The 16,571-nt window shown below is 69.9% G+C and carries 20 protein-coding genes; 12 read left to right on the top strand and 8 right to left on the bottom strand.

Annotated features, from left to right (window positions below):
• The first annotated feature begins 84 nt into the window (after window positions 1–84).
• The 3 genes from ACZ5Y9_RS05230 (at window position 85) to ACZ5Y9_RS05220 (ending at window position 1,362) form a co-directional block, all read left to right on the top strand.
• Window positions 85–492: a hypothetical protein gene (locus ACZ5Y9_RS05230; RefSeq protein WP_464472475.1), complete on the top strand. Its 408-nt coding sequence runs from the start codon at window positions 85–87 to the stop codon at window positions 490–492.
• 91 nt (window positions 493–583) lie between these two features.
• A complete protein-coding gene (locus tag ACZ5Y9_RS05225; RefSeq protein ID WP_247623288.1) occupies window positions 584–850 on the top strand; it encodes a glutaredoxin family protein in 267 nt (88 codons plus the stop codon).
• Window positions 851–948: 98 nt separating this feature from the next.
• A complete protein-coding gene (locus ACZ5Y9_RS05220; RefSeq protein WP_247623289.1) occupies window positions 949–1,362 on the top strand; it encodes a VOC family protein in 414 nt (137 codons plus the stop codon).
• A 6-nt stretch (window positions 1,363–1,368) separates the two neighbouring features.
• Here ACZ5Y9_RS05220 and thrC read toward each other — a convergent pair whose 3' ends face one another.
• From thrC to ACZ5Y9_RS05195, 5 genes are all read right to left on the bottom strand, one after another.
• A complete protein-coding gene (thrC, locus tag ACZ5Y9_RS05215) occupies window positions 1,369–2,772 on the bottom strand; it encodes a threonine synthase (protein ID WP_247955651.1) in 1,404 nt (467 codons plus the stop codon).
• Between the two features lie 105 nt (window positions 2,773–2,877).
• Window positions 2,878–3,372, bottom strand: a complete 495-nt coding sequence (locus ACZ5Y9_RS05210) for a methylated-DNA--[protein]-cysteine S-methyltransferase (RefSeq protein WP_247623291.1) — start codon at window positions 3,370–3,372, stop codon at window positions 2,878–2,880.
• Between the two features lie 36 nt (window positions 3,373–3,408).
• Window positions 3,409–3,816: an arsenate reductase ArsC gene (locus tag ACZ5Y9_RS05205; protein WP_247632831.1), complete on the bottom strand. Its 408-nt coding sequence runs from the start codon at window positions 3,814–3,816 to the stop codon at window positions 3,409–3,411.
• Window positions 3,817–3,834: 18 nt separating this feature from the next.
• Window positions 3,835–4,437: a response regulator transcription factor gene (locus ACZ5Y9_RS05200; protein ID WP_336640923.1), complete on the bottom strand. Its 603-nt coding sequence runs from the start codon at window positions 4,435–4,437 to the stop codon at window positions 3,835–3,837.
• On the bottom strand, window positions 4,434–5,597 hold the full coding sequence (locus tag ACZ5Y9_RS05195; RefSeq protein ID WP_464472474.1) for a sensor histidine kinase: 1,164 nt from the start codon (window positions 5,595–5,597) through the stop codon (window positions 4,434–4,436). The genes ACZ5Y9_RS05200 and ACZ5Y9_RS05195 overlap by 4 nt, the downstream gene beginning before the upstream one ends.
• Window positions 5,598–5,751: 154 nt before the next feature.
• Between ACZ5Y9_RS05195 and ACZ5Y9_RS05190 the strand changes: the two genes are divergently transcribed.
• From ACZ5Y9_RS05190 to ACZ5Y9_RS05160, 7 genes are all read left to right on the top strand, one after another.
• Complete coding sequence (locus ACZ5Y9_RS05190) at window positions 5,752–6,279, top strand: small multidrug efflux protein (protein ID WP_247623295.1); 528 nt, start codon at window positions 5,752–5,754, stop codon at window positions 6,277–6,279.
• 194 nt (window positions 6,280–6,473) lie between these two features.
• A complete protein-coding gene (locus ACZ5Y9_RS05185) occupies window positions 6,474–7,079 on the top strand; it encodes a hypothetical protein (protein ID WP_464472473.1) in 606 nt (201 codons plus the stop codon).
• A gap of 120 nt (window positions 7,080–7,199) precedes the next feature.
• A complete protein-coding gene (locus ACZ5Y9_RS05180) occupies window positions 7,200–7,823 on the top strand; it encodes a copper resistance CopC family protein (protein WP_464472472.1) in 624 nt (207 codons plus the stop codon).
• An 11-nt stretch (window positions 7,824–7,834) separates the two neighbouring features.
• Window positions 7,835–8,371 (top strand): copper chaperone PCu(A)C, encoded by a 537-nt coding sequence (locus ACZ5Y9_RS05175; protein ID WP_336640927.1) that lies wholly within the window; start codon window positions 7,835–7,837, stop codon window positions 8,369–8,371.
• Window positions 8,371–9,609, top strand: a complete 1,239-nt coding sequence (locus ACZ5Y9_RS05170; RefSeq protein WP_464472471.1) for a Dyp-type peroxidase — start codon at window positions 8,371–8,373, stop codon at window positions 9,607–9,609. The genes ACZ5Y9_RS05175 and ACZ5Y9_RS05170 overlap by 1 nt, the downstream gene beginning before the upstream one ends.
• Entirely contained in the window at window positions 9,558–11,021 is a 1,464-nt protein-coding gene (locus ACZ5Y9_RS05165; RefSeq protein ID WP_464472765.1) for a PepSY-associated TM helix domain-containing protein, read from the top strand. The genes ACZ5Y9_RS05170 and ACZ5Y9_RS05165 overlap by 52 nt, the downstream gene beginning before the upstream one ends.
• A 55-nt stretch (window positions 11,022–11,076) precedes the next feature.
• A complete protein-coding gene (locus ACZ5Y9_RS05160) occupies window positions 11,077–11,967 on the top strand; it encodes an SDR family NAD(P)-dependent oxidoreductase (protein WP_464472470.1) in 891 nt (296 codons plus the stop codon).
• A 21-nt stretch (window positions 11,968–11,988) separates the two neighbouring features.
• Here ACZ5Y9_RS05160 and ACZ5Y9_RS05155 read toward each other — a convergent pair whose 3' ends face one another.
• From ACZ5Y9_RS05155 to ACZ5Y9_RS05145, 3 genes are all read right to left on the bottom strand, one after another.
• Window positions 11,989–12,600, bottom strand: coding sequence for a DUF4333 domain-containing protein (locus ACZ5Y9_RS05155; protein WP_464472469.1), 612 nt, complete (start codon window positions 12,598–12,600; stop codon window positions 11,989–11,991).
• Window positions 12,601–12,811: 211 nt separating this feature from the next.
• Window positions 12,812–14,107, bottom strand: coding sequence for a hemolysin family protein (locus tag ACZ5Y9_RS05150; protein WP_464472468.1), 1,296 nt, complete (start codon window positions 14,105–14,107; stop codon window positions 12,812–12,814).
• 105 nt (window positions 14,108–14,212) lie between these two features.
• Window positions 14,213–15,214: a TerC family protein gene (locus ACZ5Y9_RS05145; protein ID WP_464472467.1), complete on the bottom strand. Its 1,002-nt coding sequence runs from the start codon at window positions 15,212–15,214 to the stop codon at window positions 14,213–14,215.
• Between the two features lie 244 nt (window positions 15,215–15,458).
• Here ACZ5Y9_RS05145 and ACZ5Y9_RS05140 point away from each other — a divergent pair, with 244 nt between their 5' ends.
• Complete coding sequence (locus tag ACZ5Y9_RS05140) at window positions 15,459–15,617, top strand: DoxX family protein (RefSeq protein WP_404597587.1); 159 nt, start codon at window positions 15,459–15,461, stop codon at window positions 15,615–15,617.
• A complete protein-coding gene (locus tag ACZ5Y9_RS05135) occupies window positions 15,614–16,519 on the top strand; it encodes a VOC family protein (protein WP_464472466.1) in 906 nt (301 codons plus the stop codon). The genes ACZ5Y9_RS05140 and ACZ5Y9_RS05135 overlap by 4 nt, the downstream gene beginning before the upstream one ends.
• The last annotated feature ends 52 nt before the right edge of the window (window positions 16,520–16,571 follow it).

The following is a 16,571-nucleotide window of genomic DNA, read 5'->3' as shown; positions in this document are numbered from 1 at the left end:
CGAGCCACAGATCTGAACGATGATCGGCGCATTCGCTGCGCTGATGTTCGGCATGATGACACGCAACTTCGGCCTGGACAGGGAGTGACCGACGTGATCCGGGACGGCTCGATCGACGAGTACCACGCACGCCTCGCTCCGGCCGACCGCGAGATCGCCGACCTGCTCGCCGCGGAGATCGAGCGCGGTCTTCCCGCGGCGACCGGCAAGGTCTGGCACGCGCATCCCGTCTGGTTCCTCGACGGCAATCCGATCGTCGGCTACAGCAGGCTGAAGGACGGGATGCGGCTGATGTTCTGGAGCGGGCAGTCGTTCGCGGCACCGGGTCTTGAGGCATCCGGGTCGTTCCAGGCCGCCGATGTGCTCTTGGTCGCGGCCGACGACGTCGACACCGACGCGGTCGCCGCCTGGCTCGCCGAGTCGCGCGCGATCCAGTGGGACTACGAGAACATCCGCAGGAATCGCGGCCTCGTCAAACGCACCGCGTTCTGAGCGGCGCCTCGCGACCGAGTCCTGGCGGCGGGAACACGAACCTGCGCTCGGCGGTTGCATCGGTGGAGGCATCCGCCGAGAGGAGACGCACATGGAGCTGACGCTCGTGACATCGGCGTTCTGCGGTGCGTGCGCGCGCACTCGCGCCGTCCTCGCCGACGCCGTGCGGTTCCTGCCGGATGCGACCGTGACCGAGATCGACGTGGCACGCGATCCCGACGCGGCGGAGTCCCTCGACATCCGCTTCACCCCGACGGTCATCATCCGTGCGGCGAACGGCGAGACGGTCTTCCGCGCGGAGGGCGTGCCGACCGTCCCGCAGGTGCTCACCGCCGCGGTTCGCGCTCTCCCGGCCTGAACCGGGACGCGCTCGCCGAACTCTCTTGTGCGCGGTGACGGACCGACGCAGACTGATCGTGCCTCGAACCCGGGGCATCCCTCTCGCCAGGAGCAGTCATGGCGAATCTCAACCCGTACCTGTCGTTCCGCACCGACGCCCGCCAGGCGATGGAGTTCTATCAGAGCGTGCTCGGCGGAGACCTCGACATCAGCGTGTTCGGGGACTTCCCCGACATGGTGCAGGATCCGAGTCAGAAGGACCTGGTCATGCACGCGCAGCTCACCACGCCCGACGGCCTGGTGCTCATGGCGTCCGACACCCCCGACGGGATGCCCTACGAGAAGCCCGCCGGGATCTCGGTCTCGCTCAGCGGCAACACGCAGGCGCGCACCCAAGAGGTCTGGGACAAGCTCGCCGAAGGCGCGACGATCACCATGCCGCTCGACGTTCCGCCGTGGGGCGGAACGTTCGGGATGCTCGTCGACCGGTTCGGCATCGGCTGGATGCTGCACGGCGACCCCGAGGAGTGACGCGCGTCAACGCAGGGCGTGCGCCTCGATGAACGCGCGCAGCGCGTGCTCGTCGTCGGCCATCTCGGTGACGTGCTGGGGGGCGCCGAGCATCTCGCGGAGTTCCTTCGAGTAATCGAGCTCGACACCGATGGCCTCGTTGATCGTCTCGGCGAACTTGTGCGGCTTCGCGGTCTCGAGGACGAGCATGGGCACACCCTCCTCCACGTACTGACGCGCCACCTTCACGCCGTCGGCCGTGTGCGGGTCGATGATCTCCTCGGTCGAGGCGTACACCGAACGGATGGTCTCGAGCCGGTCGGCGTGCGTCGACGTGCCGCTGACGATCCCGTACTCGAGCGCGAAGCGCGGCTGATCGCCGGCGAAGTCGAAGTAGCCCTGCTCATCGAGGTCGCGCCAGGCGCCGACGACGCGCTCGGGGTCACGGCCCACGAGCTCGAAGATGAAGCGCTCGAGGTTCGATGCCTTCGAGATGTCCATCGACGGGCTCGACGTCGCGAGCGTCTGCGCCGCGTTGCGCGGCCGGTAGACACCCGTGCGGAAGAACTCGTCGAGCACGTTGTTCTCGTTGGCGGCGAGCACGAGGCGGCGGATCGGCAGCCCCATCTGCTTCGCGAAGAAACCGGAGAGGATGTTGCCGAAGTTGCCCGACGGAACGGTGAACGACACCTCGGTCGGGCCGTCGGCATCCGTCGCCCGCAGCCACGCCCAGAAGTAGTAGACGACCTGTGCGGTGATGCGCGCGAGGTTGATCGAGTTCACGGCGCCGAGGTTCTGCGCCCGCTTGAAGTCGAGGTCTCCGGCGAGGTGCTTGACGAGGTTCTGGCAGTCGTCGAACACGCCCTCGACGGCGATGTTGTGCACATTGTCGTCGTCGAGCGAGAACATCTGCGCCCGCTGGAAGGCGCTCATGCGGCCCTGCGGCGAGAGCATGAAGACCGAGACGCGCTCCTTGCCGCGCAGCGCGTGCTCGGCGGCGGATCCGGTGTCGCCCGAGGTCGCTCCGAGGATGTTGAGCACGGATCCCTTGCGCTCCAGCGCGTACTCGAGCACCTGCCCGAGGAACTGCATCGCCATGTCCTTGAAGGCGAGCGTGGGGCCCTCCGAAAGGCCGACGAGCGTGAGACCGTCGCCGATCGAGCGCAGCGGCACCACGTTGCCCGGGAACGGCGCGTAGGCCGCCTCGGTCATCCGGGCCAGGTCTTCGCGCGGGATGTCGGTGGCGAAGAGGCCGAGCACCTCGGTCGCGAGCTGCGGGTAGGTCAGTGCCCGCCAGCGCTCGAGCGTCTCGGTGTCGACGGTCGGCATCTCGGCCGGGACGGCGAGCCCTCCGTCGGGCGCGAGGCCCTCCAACAGCGTCTCGCTGAACGGCTGCGGCTGCATGCCGCCGCGGGTGGAGATGAACTGCACGTTGGCTCCTCGGTTCGGGACTTCGGCACGTCCATTCTCGCAGGACGTCGGACGCGTCGATGACGCGATGACGGATGCCGCCGCCGGCGCCTCCGGAACGACCCGTCAGAACAGCGACGCCGGCAGCGCACCCTCGTGCTCGAGCAGCCAGCGCTTGGTCTCGAGACCGTGGCCGGGGACGCCGCCCGAATACCCGCCGAGACCGTCGCCCGCGACGACGCGATGGCACGGGACGATGAGGGGCACCGGATTGGCGCCCATGATCGATCCGATCCCCCGGGCGGGGACCTCGGTGCCGCTCCGGGCCGCGAGGCCGCCGTAGGTGAGGGTCTCGCCGTGGCCGACGGTCTCGTACAGCGCCGTCAGGACGGCACGGGTCGCGACGGTCTGCTCGCCGAGCTCGATCGGCAGGTCGAACCGCGTCAGCCGACCGGCGAAGTACGCGTCCACCTGCCCGAGGGCTTCGCTCAGCAGCGGATCCGGGCCGAGCTCGGCCCCGGCCGGGGCCTCGGTGATCCACGTCACGCGCGTGACCGCCGTGCCGTCACTGACCACTCCGATGACTCCCACCGGCGTCGGCAGCGTTCCGAACCACGACATGCCCCGGGCTCCCTCCGGCCGCAGCCCCGCAGAGGATCAGACGAGTTCGGAGACGAGGGTCTCGATCCGCGCGCGGATCTCATCCCGGATCGGGCGCACCGCGTCGATCCCCTGCCCGGCCGGGTCGTCGAGCGTCCAGTCCTCGTAGCGCTTGCCGGGGAAGAACGGGCAGGCGTCGCCGCATCCCATGGTGATGACGACATCCGATGCCTGGACGGCCTCGGTCGTGAGCACCTTCGGCTGCTCGGCGGTGATGTCGATGCCGAGTTCGCTCATCGCCTCGACCGCGACCGGGTTGATCGCGTCGGCGGGCATCGATCCGGCCGAGCGCACCTCGATGCGGTCTCCCGCGATCTCCCGCAGGAATCCTGCGGCCATCTGCGAGCGACCGGCGTTGTGCACGCACACGAACAGGACCGAGGGCTTAGCGGCAGCGGAGGTCATGATGCCAGGATAGGCGGCTCAGATCCACCCGCGCTCCTCGGCGAGGAGAACCGCCTGCTGGCGGGTCGCGACCGAGAGCTTGCCGAGGATCGCCGAGACGTGATTGCGCACGGTTCCCGGGGCGAGCGAGAGGATGCGGGCGATCTGCCCGGTCGTCTCGCCGCGCCGCCCCGCACGCAGCACGTCGAGCTCGCGATCGGTCAGCGGCGAGCGCTCGTCGCTGAGGGCATCGGCGGCGATCTCCGGGTCGACGTACTTGCCGCCGGCCGCGACCTTGCGGATGACCGCGGCGACCTCGTTCGCTCCGCGGGACTTGGGGAGGAAGCCCGACACCCCCGATGCCAGCGCACGACGCAGCACACCCGGCCGCGCGTGGCGGGTGACGACGACGCAGCGGGTCGCGATGGCGCGATTCAACCGCTCGGCGACCTGCACGCCGTCGAGGCCCGGCATCTCGAGGTCGAGCAGGCACACGTCGGGCTCGAGGCGCAGCGCCTCGGCCACCGCTTCGTCGCCGTCACCGCACTCCGCCACCACATCGATGTCGTCTTCGAGCCGCAGCAACGCGGCGAGCGCCGACCGGATCATGCCCTCGTCGTCGGCCAGCAGCACGCGGATCATCGCGCGTCCTCGGCGGGGACGGTCGCGGTGACGACGAACTCCCCGCCGTCGTCGCGCACCTCCAGCGCTCCGCCGACCTCGGCGAGACGGCGGCGGATGCCGTCGAGGCCCGAGCCATCGGCATCCGATTCCTCACCGTCCGCACGGTCGTTCGCGATCGTGTACCGCCAGTGCGAGCCGTCTCGAGCGAGGGTGAGCCGTGCCCGCGCGCCGCCGCCGTGGCGCAGGGCGTTCGTGGTCGTCTCGCGGATCACCGGCCCGAGGGCGGATGCCGGCGCGGATGCCGCGTCCGGGGCGATGCGCGCCTCGACCTCGAGGCCCGCGGCCGTGAGCAGGTCGCGGGCGTTGGCGAGTTCGTCGCCCAGCGGCACCGAGCGGAAGCGGGTGGCGAGGTCGCGCGTGCCCTGCCGTGCGTCGTCGACGCTGGAGCGCGCCGCGCGGAGCTGCTCCATGCCGGCATCCGCGTCGACGGGCATGAGTCGCTCGGCGAGTTCGAGCTGCAACGCGATCACCTGCAGATGGTGCCCCTGCAGGTCGTGCACGTCGGTGGCGACGCGCAGACGCTCCTGGGTGGCCGCGAGCCTGACCTCGGAGGCTCTGGCGCGGTCGAGCGTGTTCAGCACATCCCACCACCACAGCGTGCTCACCGTCATGATCGGCAGGAGCGCGGTGTAGAAGATCGGCATCCACCACACGGCTGCCGCCTCGTCGTGCGCATCGATGAATCCGAGCGCCCCCATGACCAGCACCGCCGCGATGGTCACGCGGTACCGCACACCGGCCGGCCAGTTCAGCAGCGCGAGCGACTGGACGATGGGCATGAGCGCGAGCTGCCAACTGCCCAGCGCGATGCCCGCGACGACGCCGAACGCCACCGCGACGGTCATCGGCAGGAGGATGCTCCGCCATGCGACGCCGGGCTCGGCATCGACGCGGTGCCGGTAGTCGCGCAGCAGGAGCGCGGTGGACGCCCACCAGATCAGGCCACCGATGGCCACGATCATGCCGGGCACGATGCTCTCGGGCTCGGCGAACGCGAGCACCGTCCAGAAGAACACCAGCATGAGTTCGAGGAACAGCACACCCGACACCGTGTACCACCAGGTGGCGATGATGCCGCGCGCGAGTTGGCGGGCTCCGGGTGTCGAGGGGGTGCTCACCCCACCACCCTAGAGCCGTGACAGTTGTCACCCCTCGGTCGTGCGGAGCGCGTGGATTCCGGTGACACCGCGGCACTGCCGCGATCGGGCCCCAGCGGGTGAACTGGATGCATCGCAACGGAGAGACCGTTGCCGCACAGACCCGGAGGACACCATGAACCTCATCGAGACCTTCCAGAACCTGGTCGCCCAGGTGCCCGAGCTCGTTCAGCCGCTCATCGTCGCCCTCGCGGGCGCCGTCCCGTTCATCGAGGGAGAGGGCGCCGCCTCGATCGGCATCATCGGCGGCATCCATCCCGTCGTCGCCGCCATCGCGGGCATCGTCGGCAACTTCCTCTGCGTGCTGGTGCTCGTGCTCGCCAGTTCCGGCGCACGGCAGGCGATCGTGCAGCGCAACCGCTCCCGTCAGCTCGTCGCGGCCGGCGGCGACGCAGCGGCGATCGAGACGCCGGAGGCGGCGAGCCCGCGCAAGCAGAAGTTCCAGAACGCTCTCGAGCGTTACGGCGTTCCCGGGGTGAGCCTGCTCGGCCCGCTGCTGCTGCCGACGCAGTTCACGGCGACGATGCTCGCCGCGACCGGCGTGAGCAAGACACGGATCCTCTTCTGGCAGGGACTCGCGATCGTCGCCTGGACCACGCTCCTGACGATCATCGTCGGCGGCGCCGTGCACGTGATCGCCTGACGCGAGATCTCCGGAGGGAGATGAGGGGCGGCATGTGGGGACCGCCGCCCCTCGGGTGTGGTGCCCGAAGCACCGACGTGATCGGGGAGATCACTTGAGGGCCCTGGGGAAGGGCCCGTCGATTACAACGAGGGGCGTCGGAGAATCTGACGCCCCTCGTTCGCGGCGTTTCGGCGACCTGACAGAATGGACGCGTGCACCCGTCCAGAAGACCCGCCGTCCTGCGCGGGTTCGCGGCATCCGCCGTGGCGATCTTCGTCGCACTGGCCGGGCACGTCACCGCCGGCGGGGCGATGCCGGGACCGCTCGGAATCATCGTGCCGTGGGTGCTCTCGTTCATGGTGTGCGTCCTCCTCGCCGGCCGCCGGCTCTCGGTCATCCGGTTGAGCATCTCGGTGGCGGTCAGCCAGTTCCTCTTCCACACGCTCTTCGTGCTCGGCACGATCACGCCGTCGGGCGTCGTCGCCCCGCACGTGCACGGTGCCCCGCTGGTGCTCCCGGCCGCGGGCGCGATCCCGGATGCCGTCGTCGCCGACGGCACCATGTGGATCGGACACGTGGTCGCCGCCGCCCTCACGATCGCCGCTCTGCACCGCGGCGAAAGGCTGCTCCTCGGTCTGCGCGATCTCGCGCAGCAGAGCATCCGCTGGGTGCGGCGCCGCGTCGCCTCGGCGGCCTTCGTGGCACCCGCGCGCCCGCTCGCGGCGCCTTCCGTCTTCTCCTCCCCCGTCGCCCTGCGCGATGCCCTGCTGCTGTCGACCCTGCGCGGTCGAGCGCCACCTCTCTCCCCCGCGATCTGATCCGCGCCTGCGGCCTCTGTGCCGTCAGGCGATCACGCCTGCGCCGGCACGCTGCCGCGCGGGCATCCGAACGCACATGCGGCGTCGGCTTCCCGGCGCCCGTTGAGAGGTCTGTCATCCATGTCCCCTGCCCGCAGATTCGCGGTCGGGATGGCGGTGGCGGCTGTCGCGGTGTTCGCGACGGCCGTGCCGGCATCCGCCCATGATTCGCTCGTCCACAGCACGCCCGAAGCCGACGAGAGTCTGGCCACGGCGCCCGAGAGCATCACCCTGACGTACTCGGGCGAGCTGCTCGTGCTGGGCGATTCCACCCAGGGCGCGGTCGTGCTCGTGATCGACGAGAGCGGTCGCGATTGGGCGACCGGCGACGTGGAGGTCTCGGGTAACACCGTCACCGCCACGGTCGAGCCCGGAATGCCCGACGCCGGGTACCAGGTGCGCTGGCAGGTGGTCTCGGAGGACGGGCATCCGATCTCGGGCATCGTCCCGTTCACGATCGGCGACGCCGAACCGATGACGGCGACGCAGGCACCGACGGATGCCGATGCTCCCTCGTACGTTCCGGACGCCTCGGATCCCACGGGTCAGTCCACTGATGAGACCGACGGCGGCCTGCGGTTGCTGCTCGTCGGCGGCGCGGGTGCGGCGATCGCCGTCGTCGCCCTCGTCCTGTATCGAATCCTCCGCCGTCCGAAGACGGCACCCGCCGCGTCCGCCGAGGGCGACGCCGCGGAAGAGAAGTGAAAGGCATTTCCATGAACACCCCCACGAAGAACCTGTCCCGTCTGACCGCGCTCGTCGCCGTCTCGCTGCTCGCCCTCACGGGGTGCGCCGCTGCCGAGACGCCCACCGAGGCGGCCCCCGCGGGCGAGACCGTCACCATCGAGGACGCCTGGGTCAAGGCCACCGACGAGGACATGTCGGCGGCCTTCGGCACGCTGACCAACAGCGGCACGGATGCCGTCACGATCGTGTCGGCCGAGACCGACGCCGCCGGCATGGTCGAGCTGCACGAGACCGTCGAGAACGAGGCCGGCGAGATGGTCATGCGCGAGATCGAGGGCGGGTTCTCGATCCCCGCCGGCGGTTCGCTGGAACTCGTGCCCGGTGCCGACCACATCATGCTGATGGGGCTCACGGGCGCCCTCAGCGCGGGCGACGAGGTCACCGTCACCCTCACGTTCTCGGACGACTCGACGTACGCCTTCACCGCTCCGGTGAAGGACTACTCGGGCGCCAACGAGAACTACGAGGGCGACGAGGGCGACGACCACGAGGGCATGGACCACTGATGCCCCCGCGCACCGAGGGTGCGCGCTCCGATCGCTCCGGGTCGACCCGGCGGCAGTTCCTCCTCGGAGGGGCTGTCGCCGGTGTCGGCGCGGTCGCGGCGATCGGGGTCGACTACGCCCTGAACCGGCAGGACGCCGGCACCGCAGCCCCCGCTTCGACGCCGATGAACGGCGAGGAGGCCGTGCCGTTCCACGGCACGCATCAGGCCGGGATCGACACCGCCGCGCAAGCGCACGGACTGTTCCTCGCCCTCGACCTGCTCGACACGACGGATCGCGACGGCCTCACCCGGCTGCTGCGCATCCTCACCGATGACGCCGCCCGCCTCACGCAGGGGAAAGCGGCGCTCGCGGACTCCGAACCGGAGCTCGCCGCTGCGCCCGCACGCCTGACCGTCACGTTCGGGTTCGGCCCGGGCCTCGTCGCACGCGCGGCGGGCGTGGCGCCGGAGTGGCTCGCTCCCCTGCCGGCGTTCTCGATCGATCGCCTGCAGCCGGAGTTCTCCGACGGCGACCTGCTGCTGCAGATCGCCGCCGACGATCCGCTCACGGTCGCGCACGCGGCGCGGATGCTGTTGAAGGACGCCCGCAGCTTCGCGTCGCTGCGCTGGAGCCAGCAGGGCTTCCGCCGCGCGTACGGCACCGAGCGTTCGGGCACGACCATGCGCAACCTGTTCGGCCAGGTCGACGGCACCGCCAACCCCGAACCGGGCACGACCGAGTTCGACTCCGTCGTGTGGGTCGAGGACGGATGGATGGCCGGCGGCACCGGTATGGTCGTGCGCCGTACGCGGATGGACCTCGACAAATGGGATCGCCTGGATCGCAGCGGGCGCGAGGCATCCGTCGGCCGCACACTGGCGAACGGCGCACCGCTCACCGGCACGCAGGAGTTCGACGAACCGGACTTCGACGCGACCACGGCGGTCGGTTTCCCCGTGATCCCGCAGTTCGCGCACATGCGCCGCGCCCGCGGCGACGACGGCGAGAAGATCTTCCGTCGCGCCTACAACTACGACGAGCGTCCGGCAGGCGCGAGCGTGTCGGAGTCCGGCCTGATCTTCGTGTCGTTCCAGGCCGACATCGATCGGCAGTTCACGCCGATGCAGCAACGGCTCGCCGACCTCGATCTGCTCAACGAGTGGACGACGCCGATCGGCTCGGCCGTGTTCGCGATCCCGCCCGGATGCCGCGAGGGCGGCTTCATCGGCGAGACGCTGCTGGGCGGCTCGTCGTGACGGTCACGGAGGCCGCGCCGCCGGCCGCCTCCCGACCGGGCCGCGCGAAGAAGCCCCGGTGGTTCGGAGCCCTGATGCTGCGGTTGCACTTCTTCGCCGGCATCCTGGTGGGGCCGTTCATCCTGGTGGCGGCGCTGAGCGGTGCGCTCTACGCGCTCACGCCGACGCTCGAGCAGGTCGTCTACGCGCACGAGCTGCACGCGCCGGCATCGTCGACGTCGCTCACCCTCGCCGAGCAGATCAGGATCGCCGAGGAGCACGTCGGTGAGGAGGCGACGCTGTCGGCGGTGCGCCCCGCGCCCGAGCCGGGTGACACCTCGCGCATCCTGTTCGCGCAGGACGGGCTCGCCGCGAGCGAGTCCCGCGCCGTGTTCATCGACCCCGGTACGGGCGAGATCCACGGAGACCTCACCGTCTACGGCACGAGCGGGGCGCTGCCGCTGCGCACCTGGATCGACAACCTGCACCGCAACCTGCAACTCGGCGAGATCGGCCGATACTACAGCGAGCTCGCGGCATCGTGGCTGGGGATCGTCGTCGTGGCGGGCCTCGCGCTGTGGATCATCCGCATCCGCAAGGCGCGCGCGAAGCGCGATCTGCTGCGGCCGAACCCGACGCACACCGGGTATCGGCGGGTCTTCGGCTGGCACGCGTCTCTCGGGGTCTGGGTCGTGCTCGGAGCGCTGTTCCTCTCGGCCACCGGCATCACCTGGTCGCAATTCGCCGGCGCGAACGTCTCGAGCCTGCGCGCCTCGCTCGACTGGGGCACGCCGCAGCTCACGACCGCGCTCGACGGAGCGGATGCCCCGGCCGACGAGCACGCCGGGCATCACGGGGCGGTGTCCGCTCCGACCGGTGCGGCGAATCCCGCCACCTTCGATGCGGTGCTCGCGATCGCGCAGCGCACCAACGTCGACACCGGGCTCGTGGAGATCACCCCTCCCGCCGCGCCGGGCTCGGCGTGGGTCGTGCGCGGGATCAAGACGAGCTACCCGACCGAGGTCGACTCGGTCGCGATCGACGGCACGACGATGCAGGTCGTCGACCGGGTCGACTTCGCCGAGTTCTCACTGCCGGCGAAGCTCGCGCGGTGGGGCATCGACCTGCACATGGGAGTGATGTTCGGTCTCGCGAACCAGATCGTGCTGTTCGTGATCGCCCTCGCGATCGCCGGGATGGTCGTGCTCGGGTACGTGATGTGGTGGAAGCGGCGACCGCCGCGCTCGGCACGGAGGTTCGGGGGCTCACCACCGCCGCGCGGGGTGCTGCGCGACGCCCCGTGGTGGGGGCTGGCGGCCGTCGCGGCGGTCGGCGCGGTGGTGGGACTGTGGCTCCCGTTGGTCGGCTGGACCCTCGTGGGGTTCGTGCTGATCGACGTCGTCGCGGGACTCCTCTCGCGACGTTCGGCGTAACCGCGGCATCCGCGCTTCGGGATCCCGGGGAACGGCGGCCGCGTAGGTTGGGGGAATGGATGCTTCCGATCTGCGCGGCCGCACGATCCTCGTCACCGGAGCGAACGCCGGCATCGGCTACTGGTGCGTCGAGCAGCTCGCGACCCGCGGGGCGCGGGTACTGCTCGGATGCCGCTCCGCCGAGCGAGCGGCGACGGCGGTCGACGCCGTTCGCACCCGGGTGGCGGACGCCGATCTGCGCGTGCTGCCCCTCGACCTCGGATCGCTCGAGAGCGTCGCGCAGGCGGCATCCGGCATCGGCGAAACACTCGACGCCGTGATCTGCAACGCCGGCGTGAAGGCGGCGACACCCGATGCCCGCACCGCCGACGGGCTCGACCTCATGGTCGGCACGAACTTCCTCGGTCACTTCGCCCTGATCGCACAGCTTGGCCGAGCACTTGCGCCCGACGCCCGGGTCGTGGCGGTCGGCTCACTCGCGCACCGTTTCGCGCAACTCGATCCCGCGCGCATCACCGCTTCCTGGCGCGGATCGTCACTGCGTCAGTACGGCCGCTCGAAAGCGGCGCTCATGGCGTTCGCGTTCGAACTCGACCGCCGGTGGTCGGGATCCGGGCGCTCGGCGCTCTGCGCGCATCCGGGCTACGCGGTGGACCCCCTCACGCCCGAACGGCCCGGTCTCGCCGCCGGCTCCCGCCTCGTGCGGGCGCTGGCCCGTCCGACGCGCGCGCTCGTGCAGGGGAAGGACGCCGGCGCTCTGCCGATCGTTCACGCGTCGACGGCGACGGATGCCACGGGCGGCGACTACTGGGGGCCGGGTGGGCTGCTCGAGTTCCGGGGGGCGCCGAAGCGAGTCGCCGCCTCGGATGCCGTGCGCTCACCCGCGACGGGGGCGGCGCTGTGGTCGGCCGCCGAGGCGGCGACCGGGGTCGTCTTCCCGGCCTGAACGATCAGCCGGCGGGCGGGATCAGCCGGCGAGCTCCGGGATGACGATGTTGACGGAGTACGACGACCCTTCGACCTCGGAGATCGTGACGGTCGCGGCGTACTGATCGCCGCCCTGGATCGCGGTGCACTCGAGACTGTAGCCGTTGGACACCTCGTGCGATCCGCCCGGGCAGAGCACGCTCGGGCTCGGGAGCACGCCCGCGTCGGTCAGCGCCCGCGCAGCGGTGACGCCGATCTCCTCGGCGGTCAGCGTCAGGGTTCCACCGGTGTCGGTCGCGGGGCTCTCGCTCGGTTCGGGTGCGGGAGCGTTGTTCGGGGCATCCGCGACCTGCACCGAAACCGTGACGTTCGTGCCGTCGACCTTCGTGAGGGTGACGTCGGCGTCGAACTCAGCACCGCTGGCCGGATCTGTGAGAAGGCACGGCACGACCGAGTCCTCCTTCAGGGGAATGCTGTCGTCGCCGCAGTCGATCTCGGGGCGCTGGCCGATCTCGCCCTCGAGCGCGTCCTCCGCGAGCGTCGCGATGTCGTCGGGCGACGCGGTGGCGGATGCCGAGAAGGTGCAGCCCGTGAGCGCCGTGGCGAGAAGGCCGGCAGCGGCGGCGAGAATGGCCAGTCGAGAAGTGCGCATGGAAGTGTCCCCCGTATCGATGTCCCGGCCAGAGTATCGGCACGCCGGGTGGACGTCGCGTTCCCTCGCCCGGCGCCCCGGCATCCGTTCGACACTCGCCGAGCCACCCCTCGACGACCGAGCGACCCCTTTCCGCACCGCCCGCAGAGGGGTGGCTCGCGCAGAAAGGGGTGGCTCGGCGAGAGGTGGCTCGGCGACGGCGCGGCGAAGGTCAGACGGCCGGGGCCGGCTCCTCCTCCTCCTCCTCCGCGCGCGGGGTCACCCTTACGCGCGCGATTCGGCGGCGGTCGAGCTCGGCGACCTGGATCGTCGCGCCCGGCACCTCGACCGTGTCGCCGACGACGGCGAGGCGTCCGAGCTGTTCGGTGATGAACCCGGCGATCGTGTCGGACGAACCGCGGGGCAGCTCGAGACCCGTCGCCTCCTCGAAGTCCTGCAGGTTCAGACGGCCGTCGATCGCTCCGCCCGGGAGATCCATCTCGGCGGTGTCGTACTCGTCGAAGATCTCGCCGACGACCTCCTCGACCAGGTCTTCGAGCGTGACGAGCCCGTCGGTGCCGCCGTACTCGTCGACGACGACCGCGATGTGGTGCCCGTCGGCGCGCATTCGCGTGAGGGTCGGCAGCACCCGGGCGGTCGACGGGATGTACGGGATGTCACGCAGCAGCGTCTGCACGGGACGCGACGGATCGTCGCCCGCCGCCTCGAACAGGTCGCGTACGTGCACGAAGCCGATGATGTCGTCGATCGACTTGTCGGCGACGGGGTAGCGCGAGAACGGCAGATCGCGCACCTGGGCCATCGCTTCGGCTGCCGTCGCGGTCTCGTCGAGCGCGACGACCTCGGGGCGGGGCCGCATGACCTCGCTGATCTGACGTCCGCGCAGCGAGAGCACGTCGTCGAGGATGCGGCGCTCGTCATCGGGGAGACCCTGATGCGAGGCGACGATGTCGCGCACCTCCTCGTCGCTGAGCTCTTCACCGGTCTTGTTCGGGTCTCCGCCGAGCAGACGCACGAGCGCGTTCGTCGACACCGACAGCAGCCAGATCACCGGCCGCATGACGATCGCGAAGCCGTTGAGCGCGGGCGCCACGGCGTACGCGAACTGCGCATTGCGCTGGATCGCGAGGCGCTTGGGCACCAGCTCGCCGAGCACGAGCGACAGGTAGGCGATCACGAGCGTCAGCGCGATCGTCGCGATCGTGAGAGAGATCGCCGGATCCAGACCCCACGACTCGAACAGCGGCGCGACGGACGGCGCGATCGAGGTCGCTCCGTAGGCCGCCGATGCGAAGCCGGCCACCGTCACGCCGATCTGCACCGCGGAGAGGAAGGTGTTGGGGTTGCGGGCCAGAGCCGCGACCTTCGCCCCGCGCTTGCCGCGCAGGCCGATCGCGTTGATCTGGCTCTCGCGCAGCGTGACGAGCGCCATCTCCGTCGCTGCGAAGACACCGCCGATCAGGACGAACGCGAAGACCAGGGCGATGTTCCAGAGCAGGTCGCCCATCAGCGGGTCACCTGCTCGGTGCGGGGGTGCGCGCCCGGGGTGAACCGGGCGCTCGTACTGTCAGAGTCCGAAGAGTCAGAACAGTGGGCGTTCAAGGAGATCTCCTTATTTGTCGGTGTTCTCGGTGGCGGAGGCGACGGCCGCGGGATCGCGGCGCGTCTTGAGGAGACTGGCGACGGTGGCGACTGCGATGGTCGCACCGATGAAGAGCAGCGAGAACCAGATCGGGATCTCGGGCGCCCAGAGCACGGGCTCGCCGCCGTTGATGAAGGGCAGCTCGTTGACGTGCAGGGCGTGGAAGACGAGCTTCACGCCGATGAAGGCGAGGATGACCGCGAGGCCCTGCGCCAGGTAGACGAGACGCTCGAGCAGGCCGCCGATGAGGAAGTACAGCTGGCGCAGACCCATGAGCGCGAAGGCGTTGGCGGTGAACACGATGTACGCCTGGTCGGTGAGTCCGTAGATCGCGGGGATCGAGTCGACGGCGAACACGAGGTCGATGAAGCCGATCGCGATGATCGTGAGCAGCATCGGGGTCACGAAGCGCTTGCCGTTCTTGACGACCGTGAGCTTGTCGCCGTTGTACTCGTCACTGACCGGCAGGTGGCGGCGCACGAACCTCATGAACCGACCGTTGGCGGGGTCGCTCTCGTGGTTGCTGAACGCCTGACGGTAGGCGAGCACGAGCAGCAGCGCGCCGAACAGGTAGAAGATCCACGAGAAGTTCTCGATGAGCGTCGCGCCGACGGCGATGAAGATGCCGCGCAGGATCAGGGCGATCACGATGCCGATCATCAGCACCTTCTGCTGGTACTTCTTCGGCACGGCGAACCCGGTCATCACGATGAGGAAGACGAACAGGTTGTCGATCGACAGCGCCTTCTCGGTCAGGTACCCGGCGAAGTACTCACCGCCGTAGGTCCATCCCGACACGACGCCGATGCCGATGCCGAAGAGCAGCGCGAGGCTGATGTAGAAGATCGACCAGCGGGCGGACTCGCCGATCGACGGTTCATGAGGTGTGCGCACGTGCGCGAAGAACTCGTACACGAAGAACGCGATCGTCACGGCGATCGTGATGATCCAGATCAGGGGGGTGACATCCATGAGGACTCCAGACTCGGCGTATGCGGCAGCAGCGCCAAAGTCTTCTCCATTCCTTCGATCAGGAACCGGCGGCCCGGGATGCGAACGCATCCGTAATGACGAAACCACCGTGGCGGAGTACTCCCCTTGGTGAGATCAGTCTAGAGCATGCGGACGGATGCTTTCTGACGAGGTGCCCTGAGCGGTGGAATTATCGCGCCACCTCTCGCGTTAGTTGAAATGTCAATCAACCGAAAGAAGCACCATGCTGATCGCCTACTGGATCGTCGCCGGCATCCTCGCCCTCGCCTATGTCGCCGCCGGAGGAATGAAGGTCGTGCAGCCGCGCGAGAAGCTCGCCGCCGCCGGCCTCGCCTGGGCACCCGACTTCCCCGCGTGGTCGGTGAAGGCCATCGGCGCATGAGCCTGACACCTGCGGCCGGCGCGTGGCGCGCGGCATCCGTCTCGACCGCCGGCGCGGCACCCGATGACACGCGCATGGACACCGTCGAACTGCTCGTGCGCGATCTCGACGCCATGACCGCGTACTACCAGCAGGCCGTCACGCTCGACGTGCTCGACCAGTCCGGTGCCACGGCCACCCTCGGCCGAGGCACGCAGAAGATCATGCGGCTCCGCCAGGAGAAGGAGCTGCCGAACGCGAATCCGCGCGGCGCAGGGCTCTATCACACGGCGATCCTGTTCCAGGATCAGCACCAGCTCGCGGCATCCCTCCTGTCGATGGCCGAGCGCGTTCCGCAGACGTTCACCGGCTCGGCCGACCACCTCGTCAGCGAGGCGTTCTACTTCACCGACCCCGAGGGCAACGGCCTCGAGCTCTACCACGACCGTCCGCGCGACGAGTGGACGATCCTGCCCGACGGCGGGGTGCAGATGGCCTCGCTCGCCCTCGACCCGAACGCGTTCCTGCAGCAGTGGCTGACGACGGATGCCTCGACGTCGGGAGACACGGCTGCGATCGGTCACGTGCACCTGCAGGTGGGAGACATCCCCTCGGCGAAGGCGTTCTACGCCGGAGTGCTGGGGTTCGATGTGACGGCCGATCTCGGCAGCGCCCTGTTCGTCTCGGCGGGCGGCTACCACCACCACATCGGCATGAACACCTGGCAGAGTGCCGGCGCCGGCCCGCGGGCCGCCTCGCTCGGCCTCGGCGATGTGCGCATCGTGGTGCCCACCCGCGACGACGTCGAGGCGCTCGCCGACCGCATCCGCTCGCACGGCGTCGACGGCGCCGACGATGGACACACGCTACGCCTCGCCGACCCGTGGGGCACGCGCCTGGTCATCACGCCGGACGCCGCCTGACGGCATCCACACAAAGAGGAAAGGGGCGCGGGCGGCACACACTCCACCCGCG

Source organism: Microbacterium sp. T3-8, assembly GCF_055398145.1.
The sequence above is the reverse complement of the archived record's forward strand: the minus strand, read 5'-3'. Positions and strand labels throughout refer to the sequence as shown.